This is a genomic window from Cellulomonas gelida, assembly GCF_006538725.1.
Lineage (GTDB): Bacteria > Actinomycetota > Actinomycetes > Actinomycetales > Cellulomonadaceae > Cellulomonas > Cellulomonas gelida.
In genome coordinates, this window is record NZ_BJLQ01000008.1 from 79,274 (window position 1) to 95,463 (window position 16,190).

General features: G+C 74.5%; 15 protein-coding genes. 4 read left to right on the forward strand and 11 right to left on the reverse strand.

Annotation, left to right across the window (positions count from 1 at the left end):
- Positions 1–4: 4 nt before the first annotated feature.
- The 6 genes from CGE01nite_RS05635 to CGE01nite_RS05660 are packed head-to-tail and all read right to left on the reverse strand — an operon-like array spanning position 5 to position 5,452.
- Positions 5–451 carry a hypothetical protein gene (locus CGE01nite_RS05635; RefSeq protein WP_141369520.1) on the reverse strand — a complete coding sequence of 149 codons (447 nt, stop codon included), beginning with the start codon at positions 449–451 and terminating at the stop codon, positions 5–7.
- Entirely contained in the window at positions 448–849 is a 402-nt protein-coding gene (locus CGE01nite_RS05640; RefSeq protein ID WP_141369522.1) for a hypothetical protein, read from the reverse strand. The genes CGE01nite_RS05635 and CGE01nite_RS05640 overlap by 4 nt, the downstream gene beginning before the upstream one ends.
- The gene (locus CGE01nite_RS05645; protein ID WP_141369524.1) at positions 846–2,057 is read right to left on the reverse strand and encodes a WXG100 family type VII secretion target; all 1,212 of its coding nucleotides are present in this window, start codon (positions 2,055–2,057) and stop codon (positions 846–848) included. Before CGE01nite_RS05645 ends, CGE01nite_RS05640 begins: the two co-directional genes overlap by 4 nt.
- A gap of 49 nt (positions 2,058–2,106) precedes the next feature.
- Positions 2,107–2,946: a transglutaminase family protein gene (locus tag CGE01nite_RS05650; protein ID WP_141369526.1), complete on the reverse strand. Its 840-nt coding sequence runs from the start codon at positions 2,944–2,946 to the stop codon at positions 2,107–2,109.
- Positions 2,943–3,872 carry an alpha-E domain-containing protein gene (locus CGE01nite_RS05655; protein ID WP_048343261.1) on the reverse strand — a complete coding sequence of 310 codons (930 nt, stop codon included), beginning with the start codon at positions 3,870–3,872 and terminating at the stop codon, positions 2,943–2,945. Before CGE01nite_RS05655 ends, CGE01nite_RS05650 begins: the two co-directional genes overlap by 4 nt.
- Positions 3,866–5,452, reverse strand: coding sequence for a circularly permuted type 2 ATP-grasp protein (locus tag CGE01nite_RS05660; RefSeq protein WP_048343262.1), 1,587 nt, complete (start codon positions 5,450–5,452; stop codon positions 3,866–3,868). Before CGE01nite_RS05660 ends, CGE01nite_RS05655 begins: the two co-directional genes overlap by 7 nt.
- A 122-nt stretch (positions 5,453–5,574) precedes the next feature.
- Between CGE01nite_RS05660 and CGE01nite_RS05665 the strand changes: the two genes are divergently transcribed.
- The 4 genes from CGE01nite_RS05665 to CGE01nite_RS05680 all read left to right on the forward strand — a co-directional run bounded on the left by CGE01nite_RS05665 (position 5,575) and on the right by CGE01nite_RS05680 (position 8,353).
- Positions 5,575–6,156, forward strand: a complete 582-nt coding sequence (locus tag CGE01nite_RS05665; RefSeq protein ID WP_229747407.1) for a type II toxin-antitoxin system PemK/MazF family toxin — start codon at positions 5,575–5,577, stop codon at positions 6,154–6,156.
- Between the two features lie 279 nt (positions 6,157–6,435).
- On the forward strand, positions 6,436–6,696 hold the full coding sequence (rpsT, locus tag CGE01nite_RS05670; RefSeq protein WP_048343263.1) for a 30S ribosomal protein S20: 261 nt from the start codon (positions 6,436–6,438) through the stop codon (positions 6,694–6,696).
- Positions 6,697–6,934: 238 nt separating this feature from the next.
- Positions 6,935–7,660: an EAL and HDOD domain-containing protein gene (locus CGE01nite_RS05675; protein ID WP_229747406.1), complete on the forward strand. Its 726-nt coding sequence runs from the start codon at positions 6,935–6,937 to the stop codon at positions 7,658–7,660.
- Between the two features lie 78 nt (positions 7,661–7,738).
- Entirely contained in the window at positions 7,739–8,353 is a 615-nt protein-coding gene (locus CGE01nite_RS05680; protein WP_048343265.1) for an EAL domain-containing protein, read from the forward strand.
- A 101-nt stretch (positions 8,354–8,454) separates the two neighbouring features.
- On the opposite strand, the gene holA is transcribed toward CGE01nite_RS05680, so the two are convergent.
- The 5 genes from holA to leuS form a co-directional block, all read right to left on the reverse strand.
- Complete coding sequence (gene holA, locus CGE01nite_RS05685) at positions 8,455–9,390, reverse strand: DNA polymerase III subunit delta (protein ID WP_141369562.1); 936 nt, start codon at positions 9,388–9,390, stop codon at positions 8,455–8,457.
- 26 nt (positions 9,391–9,416) lie between these two features.
- Positions 9,417–11,033: a ComEC/Rec2 family competence protein gene (locus tag CGE01nite_RS05690; protein ID WP_170210903.1), complete on the reverse strand. Its 1,617-nt coding sequence runs from the start codon at positions 11,031–11,033 to the stop codon at positions 9,417–9,419.
- Positions 11,034–11,128: 95 nt separating this feature from the next.
- Positions 11,129–11,992, reverse strand: a complete 864-nt coding sequence (locus CGE01nite_RS05695; protein ID WP_255318478.1) for a ComEA family DNA-binding protein — start codon at positions 11,990–11,992, stop codon at positions 11,129–11,131.
- Between the two features lie 241 nt (positions 11,993–12,233).
- The gene (locus CGE01nite_RS05700) at positions 12,234–13,187 is read right to left on the reverse strand and encodes a DegV family protein (protein ID WP_141369530.1); all 954 of its coding nucleotides are present in this window, start codon (positions 13,185–13,187) and stop codon (positions 12,234–12,236) included.
- A 47-nt stretch (positions 13,188–13,234) separates the two neighbouring features.
- Positions 13,235–16,159, reverse strand: a complete 2,925-nt coding sequence (gene leuS, locus CGE01nite_RS05705) for a leucine--tRNA ligase (RefSeq protein WP_141369532.1) — start codon at positions 16,157–16,159, stop codon at positions 13,235–13,237.
- Positions 16,160–16,190: the final 31 nt, after the last annotated feature.

The window sequence follows — 16,190 nt, forward strand, 5'->3', positions numbered from 1 at the left end:
CCCGTCAGACCGCCTGGTCGGTCCCGCGCTGCCAGGCGGCGCTCCAGTCGGTGACCAGCGTGGCCGAGCCCGACCGCTCGAGCGCCGTGCTGGCCTGCGTGAGGGCCCGCGCGACGCGCTTGCTCGCGCCGAGCTCGTGCGCGCCGGCGACGCAGGTCACGAGCGCGCGCGCGTCGTCCCCGGGCGCGACGTCGGTCGCCAGCCGGACCTGGAGCTCGACCCGCGCGAGCGCGGTCATGAGGGGCAGCTGCACGACCTCCGAGAGGAGGTAGCCCCCGCTGATCCCCCGCGCCGCGTCGAAGCCGCCGTCGACGCTGCGCACGCGGAAGCCCGCCCACGACACCGCGCGAGCGAGCGCGTCGAGCAGCACGGCTGCGCCCGCGCGGGTCTGGACCACGCACTGCGGCTCGTCGGCCTGGCGCGCGCTCCAGCCCTCGACGGCGCGGCTCACGCGCGCCCGCCGTCGCCCGGTCCGTGCAGCCTACCGAGCAGGTCCTGCATCGCGGTGATCTCGTCGCGCAGCAGGTCACCCTGGTCACCCGGCTGCGAGCCGGCCGCCTGCAGCTCACGGCGCGCCGCCTCGCGGATCGCGACGGCCTCGGGGGAGCCGTCCTGGCCGCCCAGCACCGCTTCGAGCGTCGTCTGACCGGCGTCGATGCGCACCTGCACGCGCTGCCAGTGCGGTCCCAGCTGCCCGGTGCGCGCGGCCTCCTCGCGCCGCGACGGGGCCTCGCGCGCCGAGCGCTCGTCCGCGGCGCGGACGACCTGCGCGAGCGCGGCGCTCGCCTGCTCGAGTCGCGCGAAGGCCGCAGCCATCTGCTCACCCGGCGTCCGTGCGTCGGCGCTCATGAGACGGCCGCCCCGGCGCGCCGGAACACACCCTCGGCGAGGTCCTCGACGATCGCGAGGCTGCCCACCGCCTGCGCCTGAGCGTCGGCGAACGACGCGATCGCGTCGAACAGCGACTCGATGAGCGTGTAGACGAGCCGCACGATGCCGAAGATCGTCTCGACCTTCCAGTAGGCGGTGGCGAGCAGGACGCCCCACCCCACGCCCGGCACCGCGAGCTCGGCGGCGATCTCGATCAGGAGCTGGGACAGCTTGCGCAGTCCGAAGCCGATGCCCGCGCACACCCCCTTGATGAGCAGCCCGACCGCCCCCATCGCGGTGGCGACCGCGTCGAACAGCGGCGCGACCTTCAGGAGCGCCTGGCTGATCCCCGCCATCGAGAGCCGGAACGCGTCCGCCGCCGCACCGGACCACCCCGTGACCGTCGTCGACACGAGGTGCGCGTGGTTGGCCGCGACCGCCTGCAGCGCGCCGCTCACGTTGCTCCACGCCTGTGCGGCCTTCTCGACTCCGCGCGGGTCGCCCGCGAACGGCTTGAAGATGAGCTCCTCGAGCATCGAGTAGCCGACGAGCTGCTCGAACACCCAGTCCACGCTGCCGAGCAGAAGCCCCGCGCTCCAGCGCAGGTCCTCCATGACGTTCGCGCTCGCCACGGGCGTCACCAGGTACGACGACGCGTCGACCGACTCGGTCACGCCGTCCCCGGACCCGCCCCACCGGCCCACGTCGCCGAGCAGGTCGCGCGCCGAGTCGATCGCCTCGACCACGGACTCCTGCATCGAGCCGATCGACTCCCACAGGTAGGAGTCGGTGCTCCCCCAGCTGGGCGGCGCGGCGGAGTCGGCGGGACCGATCGGAGCGGTCGCCGGCGGTGCCGCACCCCCGTTCCATCCCGCGTCGAGGTCGCCGCCCAACCTGCGCAGACGGTCGAAGGCGGACTCGTCGGCGGTCACGTACGCCGAGAACGTCGTCGACGCCGTGTAGGCGGTCGTGTCGCAGACCCGTCCGAGCGTGTCCGTGACCAGCCGACCTGTGCTCAGCGCCGCGTCGGCGTAGGGCTGCAGGCCGAGCAGGATCAGGCCCAGCGACCCGTGCAACGACCCGTGCGCCTCGAGGTGCGCAGTCATCGCACGGCAGTGCCCGCCCTGGCGGGCCAGCACCTGCCCCGCACGGTCGATCGTCGTCAGGTCTGTCGTCAGCTCACTCACGTCGCCCCCGGGTCGCCGCCTCGTCGCCGTCTGTCCGGCGGGAAGCGTCTCATGACTCGCGCGTGATGCGAACCTCGACCTCGAGCTCCTGCGTGCCCGCACCTGCGTAGATGCCCCGCAGCGGCGCGACGTCGTCGTACGACCGTCCCCGCGCGAGCACCACGTGGTGCCCACCCGCGGGGATGCGGTTCGTCGGGTCGTAGGCGACCCAGTCCCCGACCCACCACTCGACCCACGCGTGCGACTCGCCCGTGACCGTCTCGCCGATCTCGCCGCCACGCGAGGGGTGCAGGTAGCCCGAGACGTAGCGCGCGGGGATGCCGAGCGAGCGCAGCGCGCCGAGCGCGAGGTGCGCGACGTCCTGGCACACACCTGCCTTCGCGTCCCACGCCTCGGTGGCGGGCGTGTGCACGGCGGTCGCACCCGGGATGTACTCGACCCGGTCCCGCAGCGCGCTGCACACGGCCACCGCGGCGTCCGCGGGCCCGAGCCCGTCGGCGGCGGCGACCGCGAGCTCGACGACCCCCTGCGGCGGTGCGGTCGTCGGCGTGTCCGACAGGAACTCGGCCATCCGGTCCCGCACGTCGGGCGCGGCGAGCTCGTCCCAGCCGAGGACGGTGCGCGGTGCGACGAGCTCCCCGGTCTCGACCACGTGCTCGGCGGTGATGACCATCGACTCGTGCGGCACCAGGACCTCGAACGCCGTCACGGCCGTGCCCCAGTAGTCGCGGTACTCGTACGACCACGTCTGCGGCCGCGCCTCCAGGTGCGACGAGACGACGGTCTGGCCCGCCTGCGAGACGGGTGTCATGCGCGCCTCGTTGTAGGACGCCTGCACGGGCGTCGCGTAGCGGAACGTCGAGGTGTGCACCACGCGCAGCCGGCTCACAGGTTCTCCCCCATCCAGGTCGTCGTGGCGGCCGACGGGAAGTACCGCCCGCGCACCGCGTCGGACGCGGCCGCGCACGCACGCTGCACCTGCTCCATCTCGTGCGGGAGCGCATCGAGGACGTCGATCAGCGGCCGGTACTCGAGGTTGGTCCGCACCAGGCCGATGTGCCGGCGGGCGTCGTCGACGCTGGCCCGGTCGACCACCGGCTCGAGCGCCGCGAGGCACGCGTCGGCCTGGTTGAGCGCGTACACGATCGACCGCGGGAACAACCGGTCGAGCAGCAGGAAGCCTGCCGCACGCTCGTCGGACGCGATCCCGCGGTACGTGCGCAGGAACGCCTCGTGCGCGCCGCACGAGCGCAGCAGCGTCGTCCAGCCGGGCCCCCCGGTGCCCGCGAGCGCACGGGTCGTGAGCAGGCGCGCCGTCATGTCCGCGCGCTCGATCGAGCGACCGAGCACCAGGAACGCCCAGGTGTCGTCGCGCGAGATCGTCGCGTCGATGATCCCGGCCACGACCGCGGCACGCTCGCGCACCCACGTGAAGTAGTCGTGCGGCCGCGCGGGACGCATGTGTGACGGCAGCTGGTTCCACGTCGCGTTCAGGCTCTCCCACAGCTCGGTGGAGATCACCTCACGCGCCCGGCGGGCGTTCTCGCGCGCCGCGACGAGCGCCCCGGCGATCGACGACGGCGAGAACCGGTCGTACGCGAGCACGTCGAGCACCTCGACACGCCCGATCGCGACGTCCTGCGGCGGGTTCGGCCGGTCCATGACCGACAGCAGCGACCGGCACGCGAGGTCGACCTCGGCCCACGGGTCCTCGAGCAGGATCTGCAGGTGGACGTCGAGCAGGCGCGCGGTGTCGTCGGACCGCTCGACGTAGCGGCCGATCCAGAACAGCGACTCGGCGATGCGGCTCAGCACGTGCCCACCTCCGTGCTCGGGACCTCGAGCGACGTCTGCTGCTGCTGCATGACGTGCGCGCGGATGTCCTGCGGGTTCGCCTCGATCGGGACCGCGTTGCCCACCGGGACGGGATGGTGCTGCAGCGGCGCGGCCGCGCGACGCGGCGGCGACCCGCCGAGCACCCACGTGTCCTTCGACCCGCCACCCTGCGAGGAGTTCACGACGAGCCTGCCCTCGGGCAGCGCGACGCGCGTCAGGCCGCCCGGCAGCACCCACACGTCCTCGCCGTCGTTGACGGCGAACGGTCGCAGGTCGGTGTGCCGCGGCCGGAGCCCGTCGTCGACGAGCGTCGGCAGCGTGGAGAGCTGCACCACGGGCTGCGCGATCCAGCCCCGCGGGTCCGCCTGCAGCCGGGAACGCAGGGCCGCGAGCTCCTCCTTGCTCGCCGCCGGCCCGACGACGAGCCCCTTGCCGCCCGAGCCGTCCACGGGCTTGACGACGAGCTCGTCGAGCCGGTCCAGCACCTCCTCGAGCGAGCCGGGCTCCTCGAGGCGCCACGTGTCGACGTTCGCGAGGATCGGCTCCTCGCCGAGGTAGTAGCGGATGAGGTCCGGCACGTAGGTGTAGACGAGCTTGTCGTCCGCGACGCCGTTGCCCACGGCGTTGGCGATCGTCACGGTCCCGTTGCGTGCGCACGTCATGAGCCCGGGCGACCCCAGCAGCGAGTCGGCGCGGAACGTCACCGGGTCCAGGAACTCGTCGTCGACCCGGCGGTAGATCACGTCGACGCGCCGGCGGCCCTGCGTGGTGCGCATCCACACACGCCCGCCCGCGCAGAACAGGTCGCGGCCCTCGACGAGCTCGACGCCCATGGTCCGCGCGAGCAGCGAGTGCTCGAAGTACGCGCTGTTGTAGACGCCGGGCGTCAGGACGACGACCGTCGGCTCGTCGACGCCTGCGGGGGCGGCCGCCGTGAGCGCGGCCAGCAGGCGCCGCGGGTAGTCGGCCACCGGGCGGATCCGCAGCGCCGCGAACAGCTCGGGGAAGCTCTGCGCCATGGCGCGGCGGTTCGACAGCACGTAGCTGACGCCGCTCGGCACGCGCACGTTGTCCTCGAGCACGCGCCAGCCACCCAGCGAGTCGCGGATCAGGTCGATGCCCGACACGTGCACCCGGACGCCGTTGGGCGGGGTGATCCCGCGCGCCGCGCGGCAGTAGTTGGTCGAGGAGACGACGACCGAGCGCGGCAGCACGCCGTCGGCGATCACGCGCTGCGGCCCGTACACGTCCGCGAGGAACGCCTCGAGCGCGCGCACCCGCTGCGCGACGCCCGGCGCGACGTGGTCCCACTCCTGGCTCGCCAGCACGCGCGGCACCACGTCGAGCGGGAACGGTCGTTCCTCGCCCGCGAAGTCGAACGTGACGCCCTGCGTGAGGTAGGACCGGGCGAGCGCGTCGGCCCGAGCCCGCAGCTCCCCGGCCGAGAGCTGGGCCAGGGCAGCATGTACCTGCCGGTATGCCGCCCGCGGGCCGGTCGCGGTGTCGAGCATCTCGTCCCAGGCGACCCCGGCCGGATAGTCGTCGAAGAGGTCCGCCATGGGGCGAACGTAGCGCCGCTGTGTCAACGGCGCGTTACGGCGAGAAGGTCCCCCGCCGGGCGGGTCGTCGTCCCGACCGGTCGGGGCCCCGGCGTCCTGACGAGTTCGCTAGGTTCTGGTCCGTGCCTGCATCCCCGAGCTGGTCGTCGCTGCTGCGGCAGACGGCCGCTGCCGTCCTCGGCGTGCTCTCCCGCCGGCGTCCCGCGGGTGGCGCGACGAGGTCCACGCGCGGGTCGACCGCGCGCCCGACGAGCGGTCCGGGACCCGCGCCCGGTCCGACGACGACCGCGCACCGGGTCGTGCTCGCCGACCACGTCGGCCCCGTGCGCACCGAGTACAGCCCCGACCTCGACGGCGCCGCGGACCCGGGCGAGATCGTCTGGACCTGGGTGCCCTACGAGGAGGACGCGACGCAGGGCAAGGACCGGCCGGTGCTCGTCGTCGGGTGGGACGGCGAGCACGTGCTCGCCCTGATGCTCACGAGCAAGGACCACGACCGCAACGCCGAGCGGGAGGCCCGTCGCGGGCGGTACTGGCTCGACATCGGGGCGGGCCCGTGGGACAGCAGGCGGCGCGAGAGCGAGGTGCGGCTCGACCGCGTGCTGTGCCTCGACCCCGCGACGATCCGGCGCGAGGGCGCGATCGTCGAGCCCGCGCTGTTCGCGCACGTCACCTCAGCGCTCGCCGAGCTGCGCGGTCGCTGACCGGACGCGGCCGTGGTGTCGGGGTCACCGAGGTGACGCCCTCGAGATCGCGCGGCACGAGCCCGCGTCGTCGGGACCCGCCCTGCGACCCGGCGTCAGACCGGGCGGGCTTGGGGAAGGCCCGTGGGTCGGGTAACATGGTCGCTCGCGTGTCCGCCCAGGTCGGCGGGCACTCGCCCAGCTCCTCTCCGAGGGTGTCCCCACGCCCCAGTCCCGGAGCTGCGCGCGCCCTCTACGACCTGTCAGATCGCTTCGGCGAACGCACAAGAGAGTCCACACGTGGCGAACATCAAGTCCCAGATCAAGCGCATCCGCACCAACGAGAAGGCGCGCCTGCGCAACAAGTCGGTGAAGTCGGAGCTCAAGACGCACGTCCGTCGCGTCCGCGAGGCTGTCGCCGGCGGCGACAAGGAGGCGGCGACCGCCGCTCTGCAGACCGCGTCGAAGAAGCTCGACAAGGCCGTGAGCAAGGGCGTCATCCACGCCAACCAGGCCGCGAACAAGAAGTCGGCGCTCGCGAAGACCGTCAACGCGCTCTGATCCACACGCACGTCTCGCGCCCCGGCGCGAGGAACGAGGCGTCACCCGTGAGGGTGACGCCTCGTGGCGTTGTCGGGACCTTCGTCGGATGCGCGCGGCCGACGAACCCCGGCCGCCGAAAGGGAGATGTCCGACACACCGGGCGACTCGCCGAGCAGAGACCGAATCGTTTGCGGCGAGCGATTTCCACCCGCTCGAACAGGCAGGCCTCACGTCACCGTGTGATCGAATGGGGGACGTGACGGACGACCTCGACGATGCGGGCCTCCGGCGCCTCGCGGCGGCGGTGGACGACGCGATCCCAGGATCACTGCGCACCCAGTGGGAAGCGCACGTGTCGTCGGCGCCCGTGCTCGTCGCCCGGCAGGGCATCTTCACATCCTCCGGGCAACCAGTTGCCTACGAGTTCTCCTACCGTTCGCAGGGCGAGCCGACGCGGGGAGCCGCGGAGTGGAGCGCCCGTCAGCACGAGCGGGCCACCGCCCACGTGCTCGCCGCGACGTTCGGCCGCGCCGATCTCGAGCGCGTCGCGAACGGTCGGCTGCTGTTCGTCCGCTGCACGCGCGCCTACCTCGTCGGAGAGCTCGCGGTCCCCCGTCGACCGGACCGCCTCGTCATCGTCGTGCCGGACACCGTCCCGATCGACGCCGAGGTCCTCGCGGGCGTCCGGCGCCTGCGGACCGAGGGCTACCGCTTCGCGCTCCCGTCGTTCGTGAGCAGCCCTGCGCAGCGCCGGCTCCTCCCCCACGCGGACTACGTCAAGGTCGACGTGCGTGACCTCGACGTCGAGGGCCACCCCGTCGTGACGCTCGCACGGTCCTACGGCGCGAGCCTGATCGCCGAGTACGTCGAGACACCCGAGGCGATGGCGCACGCACGCGACCTCGGCCTCACGCTGTTCCAGGGGAACCTGCTCGAGCGCGCGGGAGTGCTCGACCGCGCCGGCGCTCAGATCGTCGACTGAACGACGACGGACGGGACGCCGGCGAAAGTGTCACGCGAAACGGCGTCATGGACGGCGCGGCACGCCCTCTCATCGGGTGTGACTCCCCACGCGCAGGCGCCGCGGCCCTCCCCGCCGCAGGTCGCGCGCCAGCCGATCTGGTCACCTGAGGGTGTCCTGCACGGCTACGAGCTGCTGTACCGCACGGCGGACGGGACACCCGCGGGCGTCGACAGCTGGGACGAGAACCGCCAGGAGGACGCGACCGAGGCCGTGCTCTCGCGCATCGCCAGCATGGAGCTGGGCACCGCGCTCGCGTTCGTGAACGTCACGCGCGGGTACCTCGTCGACACCCGCGCGCTCCCGCCGCACCGCGGCCAGCTCGTGCTCGAGGTCCTCGAGACCGTCCCGGCCGACGACGACTCGCTCGCCGGCCTGACCAGGCTCCGGGACGCGGGCTACCGGCTCGCCCTCGACGACTTCACCGCCTCCGCCGCGCAGCTCGCGATGCTGCCCTGGGCCGACTACGTCAAGATCGACTGCCGTGACCTGCTGCAGCACGGGAGCGCGCTGGTCGAGCTCGCACGCAGCGGGGGCGCCCAGGTGGTCGCCGAGCGGGTCAGCGATCGCGCGCTCGTCGACCACTGCGTCGCGTGGGGCTTCGACCTGCTGCAGGGCGACGTCCTCGGCCCGGCCGCGACGCTGCGCGCCTGAGACGCCGAACCTGAGACGCAGTCGCTGCTTGCCCTGAGGCAGTGCCTGACGCGCTGCGTGCCCAAGGCTGCGGCCGCCGGGTCGGCTCGCTGAACCCCCGATCAGGCGTGCGAGGCCGCAGCCACGCGCAGCACGGCGCGCTCGACCGCGAACCGCGGGTCGCGGCCCTCGCCCTTGACCTCGGCGTCGGCCGCGGCGACCGCGCCGATCGCGACGGCCAGGCCCTCGGGGGTCCAGGTGCGCAGCTCGCGCAGCGCCCGGTCCACCTGCCACGGTGCGAGGCCGAGCTCGCGCAGGGCGCCCTGCCCCTTGCTCCGCGTCGCCCCGACCTTCGCGAGCGTGCGCAGCTTGGTGGCGAGCGCCGCCACGATCGGCACCGGGTCGAGGCCCGTCGCGAGCGCGTGCCGCAGGAGCGCGACCGCCTGCCCGGCGTCGCCCGCCACCGCGGCGTCGGCGACTCGGAAGCCGGTCGCCTCGATCCGGCCGCCGTAGTAGCGCTCGACCGCCTCGACGCCGATCATCCCGGTCGTGTCCGCGACGAGCTGGGCGCAGGACGACGCGAGCTCGCGCAGGTCGCTGCCGACGGCGTCGACGAGCGCGCGCACAGCTCCGGCGTCGGCGCGTCGGCCGGCCCGGCGCAGCTCAGCCGTCACGAACTGGGTCTTGTCGGCGTCGGACGTCACGGCGTCGCACGTGATCTCGGGCACCTGCGCGGCGCGCAGCGCGTCGAGCGTCTTCTTGCCCCGCACACCGCCGCCGTGCCGCAGCACCAGCACGACCCCAGGCGCGGGCGAGGGCAGATAGCTCTGCACGTCCGCGAAGAGGTCCTCGGTGCCCGCCTCGAAGCCGTCGACGACGACGACCTTGTCCTCGGCGAAGAGCGACGGGCTGGTGGTCACACCCAGCATCCCCGCGGTGTAGACCGCCCCTTCCAGCCGGGTCACCTCGACGTCCGCGTCCGCCTCGCGCGCGAGCGCCACGATCCGCTCCGTCGCGCGGTCGACCAGCAGCCCCTCCGTGCCGCGCACCAGCACGATCGGTGCCGGCGCGGCCTCCTCCCACGTCAGGCCGGGCGCGCCCGATCGGCCCTGCCCGGAGCGGGTGCCGGAACGAGCGGTGCCAGAACGAGCGGTGCCGGAGGATCGGCTGGAACGGGTCGGCGCGGGCACGGGACCAGCCTGCCAGACCCCGCCGACAGCCGGTGACGGCGGCCGAGCAGCAGGCGAGCCGCGGCGACGCCCACGGCGACCAGGAGGACCGTCCCCGCGAGCCCGGGCAGCCACTCGAGCTGTGCGCCCGGCAACGCGGCGCTGCGTCGCGCGACCGCGCCGATCCACCAGCAGGCGGCCCCCGCCGCAGCCGAGACGGCGGTGGCGGCCCCCGGCCACCACGGCGCGAGGACGGCCGACAGGAGCCCCAGCAGCGTCGCGGGGGCGACGGCAGGCGCGGCGACGATGTTCGCCAGGACGCCCCAGGGCGTGACGGTCCCGCTGACCACCAGGACGAGCGGCGCGCACACGAGCTGCGCCGCGACCGGCACCGCCAGCGCCGTGGCGGCGCCCCGCCCGAGCCGGACGGACCACCGCCGCGCGAGCGGCCCGCCGAGCAGCACGATCCCCGCGGTCGCCACGACCGACAGCGCGAAGCCGAGCTCGCCGGCGAGCCACGGGTCGACGAGCAGGAGGAGGACGACCGCGGTCGAGAGCGCTGCCGGCGAACGAGCGGGTCGACCAGCGGCCAGTCCCGCGATCCCCACTGCACCCATGGCCGCGGCGCGGACCACGCTCGGCTCGGGGTGCACGAGGACGAGCATCGCGAGCATCGCCCCTCCCGCCGCGAGCGCCTGGGCACGCGGCGGCAGGCGCAGCGCCGCACCGGCGGCGAGCACGAGCGCCGCGACCAGCCCGAAGTGCGCCCCGGAGACCGCCACGAGGTGGGTCAGGCCGGAGGCGCGCATCGCGTCGGTGAGGTCGTCGGGCACGGCCGTCGTGTCCCCGACGGTCACGCCGGGCAGCAGCGCACCGGCGTCGCCCGGGAGCTCGCCCGCGAGCGCACGCACCCCCGCGGACGCGCGCGCGGCGAGGGCGTCCCACGCGCGCGGCGCGTGCCGGGTCTCGGCGGGACCCGAGGCGACGAGCAGCGCGACCTCGCGCGCTCCGGGCGCGCCCGCACGCAGCCGGCCGGCGACCTCGACCAGCGCGCCGTAGGCCAGGCCCGCCATGGGCTCACCCACGACCACGACCTGACCGCGGGCGTCCGACGTCCGCCCGCCGGCGGTCACGCGGCTCGCGTCCACGACCAGCCGGACGCGCGGCGGCGCACCGGGCCACGCCGCACGCACCGGCCGCGGCTCCGCGACCACGCGCCCCACGAGCACACCGACCGACTGCGCCCGCGCGAGCTCCGGCAGGAGCCCCTGCTCGCGCGCGTCCACCTGTGCTCCGCCCGCCCACCCGACGGCCGCCGCGGTGAGCAGCGCGAGCGCGACGGCCGCCCTCCGCGAGTCCCGCACCGCTGCTCCCCACCGCCGGCGCACGCCCGCGCCACCGATCGCGAGCGCACCCAATGCGAGCACCGCGCACCCGCCCGCGCAGAGTCCCACCGGCACGCGCACGACGACGAGCGCCAGCACCCACGCGCCCACGGCGGCCGGGACGAGACGGAGGTCGATCGTCCGCACCGGCTCCGCGGGCCGCGGTTCCGGGGCGGGTTGTGCCGGCGTGGGCTGCACCGGGGCACGCTGTGTCGCGTCCTGGAGCGACGGGTCCGGCGGCATCACACCCTGACCTGGTCGCGGAGCTGGTCGAGCAGCGCCGGGCCGATGCCGACGACGTCGAGCAGCTCGTCCACGCTCGAGAACGGGTGCTCCTGCCGGTACGCGGCGATGCGCTCGGCGAGCACGGGCCCGATGCCGGGCAGGGTCTCGAGCGTCGCGGCGTCGGCCGTGTTGAGGTCGACCCGGGAGTCGCCCGCCGCTCCGGGTGCCGGTACTCCCGCGCCGGCTGCCGGCGCTACGGGATCGCCCTGACGCGGCACGAGGACCTGCTCGGCGTCGACCAGCAGGCGCGCGAGGTTGAGCCGCGTGAGGTCGGCGTCGGCGTCGGCGCCGCCCGCGGCGGTGAGCGCATCGACGACACGTGAGCCCGCCGGCAGCCGCACGACCCCCGGGTGCACGACCGCTCCGGCGACGTCGACGACCACCTGCCCCGGACCCGTCGCCGACGCGTCCGCGGCGTTGCTCGTCGCGGTGGGGTTCGTCGCGGCAGGGCTCGTCGCGGCAGGGCTCGTCGCGGCGGGCAACGGCACCGGCAGCTCGACAGGATCGCCGGGTCGCGTGGCGGCAGCTCGCAGCGCGACACCCCCGGCGACGAGCGCGACGGCGACCCCGGCGGCGAGCGCCGAGCGTGGGCTCAGGTGCCACCGCACCCGGGAGCGCACGGCCTCGGGCCCGGGCAGGACCCCGTGCGCGTCGGCATACCGCGCGGCCGCCGCCGCGAGCGCGTCACCGAACGGCGCCGCACCGGGCGCGTGCCCTGCGGATGCGTCACCGGCGGACGAGCGGCCGGCAGGCGCCGGCACGGCCGCCTCCACCGGGGGCGTGATCTGCCGCGCGGCCAGGACCGCCAGGCGTGCACGCACCGCGCGTCCCGAGGACGAGGCACGCTCACGCGGGATCACCGCCCGAACGCTAGGGAACGGCGCGGGCGGGCGACGGCGGGCGCCGCGCAGGTTGTGGAGGGCGCGCGCGCCCACAGGGCTGGGGTCGGCTCGCCACCCCGCGCGGCCGACGAACGGACGTGGTCAGCCGACAGCGGAGCCTGCGTGCAGCACGAGCATGCGGAACCGGCGTGCGGAGCCAGCGTGCAGTCGCCGCGAGCGGTCAGGCGTCGACGACGACGAGCGCGAGGAGGCCGGGGCCGACGTGCGCCGCGATCGCCGCGCTCGTCTCGCACGCGACGGCCTCTGTCACGCTCGGCCACTGCTCCACCTGCGCGACGAGGTCCGCCGCGAGCTCGGGCTGTCCGAGGTGGTGCACCGCGACGCGCACCTGCCCGCGCGTGGCCGCATGCGTCCGGGCCAGCACCTCGAGCCGCTCGCGCGCGGCTCGTCGGGTACGCACCTTCTCGGCGACCACCACGTGCCCGTCGTCGAGCGTGAGCAACGGTCGCAGGCCGAGCACCGTGCCGAGTGCGGCGGCCGGTGCCGAGAGCCGTCCCCCGCGACGCAGGTGGTCCAGCGAGTCGACGAGGAACCACGCGCGCGCCTGCGCGCTGCGCTCGCGCGCGAGGCGCGCCACCGCCGAGCCGTCGGGCAGCTCGTCGGGCTCGGGCGCGCGTCCGAGCACGCGCGTGACCCAGGCACCGACGCGCTCGCCCGCGCGGGGCGGCTCGGGCAGGGCGAGGACCGGTGGCCCGTCGAGCAGCGCGCCCGACGGCGCACCCCAGCCGCGAGCGAACCGTGCCGCGGCCAGGACGGTGTAGCCCAGCGCCATCACGGTCACCGCGGAGTCCACGACGTGCACGGGCACGGACGCGTCGGCCGCAGCGACACGCGCGGCGCCGACCGTCCCCGACAGCTCGCCCGACAGGTGCACGGACACGATCTCGCGGGCCCCGGCCTCGGCCGCCGCCCGGTAGGCCGCCGCGAACGCCGCCGGGGGCGGCTGCGACGTGCTCACGCGCGTACCGCGCTGCAGCGCGGCGAGCAGGTCCGCGGGGCTCAGGTCCACGCCCTCGACGTGGCGCTCGGTCCCGACGAGCACGTCGAGCGGCACTACGCCGATCCCCCACCGCTGCGCCACCCCGACGGGCAGCGACGCGGTGGAGTCGGTCACGACGGCGACCGGCGCGGGTGCGCCGGAGCCGCGTGGGCGCCGCCCGATCAGGCCGGCACCACGTTGACGAGCTTCGGGGCGCGCACGATCACGGTGCGCACGCCGCGGCCGTCGAGCGCGCGCTGCACGCCGGCGTCCGCCAGGGCCAGCTCCTGCAGCACGTCCTGCGTGACCTGCGGCGAGACCTCGGCGCGTCCGCGGACCTTGCCCGCGACCTGGAACACGCACGTGACGGTGTCCTCGACCAGGTACGCGGGATCGGCGACCGGGTACGGCTCGTGCGCGAGCGAGCGCTCGTGGCCCAGCCGAGACCACAGCTCCTCGGCGACGTGGGGCGCGACGGGCGCGGTCATGAGCACGAGCGCCTCGACCGCGGCGCGCGGTGCCGCGGACAGCGTCGTCAGGTGGTTGTTGAGCACGATGAGCTTGGCGATCGCGGTGTTGATCCGCATGGCCGCCATGTCCTCGGTGACGTCCGCGACCGTGCGGTGCAGCACGCGCAGCGTCTCGTCGGACGGCGCATCCTCGGTCACGACGAGCGTGCCGTCGGACTCGGAGACGACGTTGCGCCACAGCCGCTGCAAGAACCGCTGCGACCCGACGACCGCGCGCGTCTCCCACGGCCGCGACAGGTCGAGCGGACCCATCGACATCTCGTACACGCGCAGCGTGTCGGCGCCGTACTCGGCGTACATCTCGTCGGGCGTCACCATGTTCTTCAGCGACTTGCCCATCTTCCCGTACTCGCGGTGGACGGGCTCGCCCTGCCAGGTGAAGCCGGTCGGCGACGACTCGTCCTCGACGACCTCGGCCGCCTCGACGTGCACGCCGCGCTCGTCGGTGTAGGCGTACGCCTGGATGTAGCCCTGGTTGAAGAGCTTGTGGAACGGCTCGGCACCGCTGACGTGGCCGAGGTCGAACAGCACCTTGTGCCAGAACCGTGCGTACAGCAGGTGCAGCACCGCGTGCTCGACCCCGCCGACGTACAGGTCCACGCCACCGACGGTGTCGGTCGCGTCGCCGCTGTGCCCCGGCGCCAGCCAGAACTTCTCCAGCACGGGGTCGACGAGGACCTCGTCGGCCGTGGGGTCCAGGTAGCGCAGGTAGTACCAGCACGAGCCGGCCCAGTTGGGCATGGTGTTGGTGTCGCGGCGGTACACCTTGGGCCCGTCTCCGAGGTCGAGCGTGACGTCGACCCAGTCGGTGTTGCGGCCCAGCGGCGGCTCGGGAGAGGAGTGCGCGTCGTCGGCGTCGAACGTGCGCGGCGCGTAGTCCGGCACCTCGGGCAGGTCGACGGGCAGCAGGTCGACGGGCAGCGCGATCGGCAGGTCGTTCTCGTCGTAGACGATCGGGAACGGCTCGCCCCAGTAGCGCTGCCGGCTGAACAGCCAGTCGCGCAGGCGGTACGTGATGGTCTCGGAGCCCACGCCCTTGGCCGACAGCCACTCGACGATGCGCGCCTTGGCGGTCGCGACGTCCAGACCGTCGAGCGAGACCTCGTCGTTCGAGGAGTTCACCACCGCGCCGTCGCCGGTGCGGGCCGCGTCCGTCTCGTCGCCCTCGATCGTGTAGACCACCGGCAGGTCGAAGGCCTGCGCGAACGCGAAGTCGCGAGCGTCGCCGCCCGGGACCGCCATGATCGCGCCGGTCCCGTAGCCCATGAGCACGTAGTCGGCCGTGAACACCGGCAGCAGCTCGCCGTTGACCGGGTTGACGGCCAGGTGGCCCGTGAACACGCCGGTCTTGCGGCCCGCGTCCGCCTGTCGTTCCACCGCGGTCTTCGCCGCCGCCTCCGCGCGGTACGCCGCGACCGCCGCCGCGGGCGACTCGTGGCCGCCGGTCCACACCGACTTCGTCCCGTCGGGCCAGGCAGCGGGCACCTCGTCGAGCAGCGGGTGCTCGGGCGCGACGACCATGAAGGTCGCACCGAACAGCGTGTCGGGCCGCGTGGTGAACACCTCGACGGACTGGCCGCCCTCGACCGCGAACCGCACGCGCGCGCCCGACGAGCGTCCGATCCAGTTGCGCTGCATCGACTTGACCTTCTCGGGCCAGTCGATGTGCTCCAGGTCGTCGGTCAGGCGGTCCGCGTAGGCCGTGATCCGCATGTTCCACTGCCGCAGGCTGCGCTGGAACACCGGGAAGTTGCCGCGCTCGGAGCGGCCGTCGGCCGTGACCTCCTCGTTCGCGAGGACGGTCCCCAGGCCGGGGCACCAGTTGACCGGCGTCTCGGAGACGTAGGCCAGGCGGTGCGCGTCCAGCACCCGTCGGCGCTCGACCGCGTCCATCGCGGCCCACGCGACGCCCTCGCGCACGCCGGCGACGGGCGGGACCGCCCGCGTGCCCGCGGCCAGCTCGGCCTCGAGCTCGCTGATCGGACGCGCCTTGCCGCGGCCGCCGTCGGGTCGCACCGCGTCCTCGTCGTACCAGGACTCGAAGATCTGCAGGAAGATCCACTGCGTCCAGCGCACGTAGTCCGGGTCGATCGTCGCGAACGTGCGACGCGGGTCGTGCGCCAGGCCCAGGCGACGCAGCTGACGCTGCATGATCGCGATGTTCGCCTCGGTCGTCACGCGCGGGTGCTGACCCGTCTGCACGGCGTACTGCTCGGCGGGCAGCCCGAACGCGTCGAAGCCCAGGGCGTGCAGCACGTTGTCGCCCTGCATCCGGCGGAACCGCGCGACCACGTCGGTCGCGATGTACCCCAGGGGGTGCCCGATGTGCAGGCCCGCGCCCGAGGGGTACGGGAACATGTCCATGACGAAGAACGAGCGGCGCGACGGGTCGGCGTGGCGGCCCTCGCCGTCGGTCAGGGGCCCCGTCGGGTTCGCGGCGAAGAACGTCCCGCGCTCCTGCCACTCGTCCTGCCACCGGAGCTCGATCTGGCGCGCAAGCTCCGCGGTGTAGCGGAACGGGACGTCGTCGCCGCGCTCGGCGGCAGGATCGGGGATCGGGGCTGGGGTCGAGGTCACCCGCAGAGTTTACCGAGCGGGAACGTGCCGG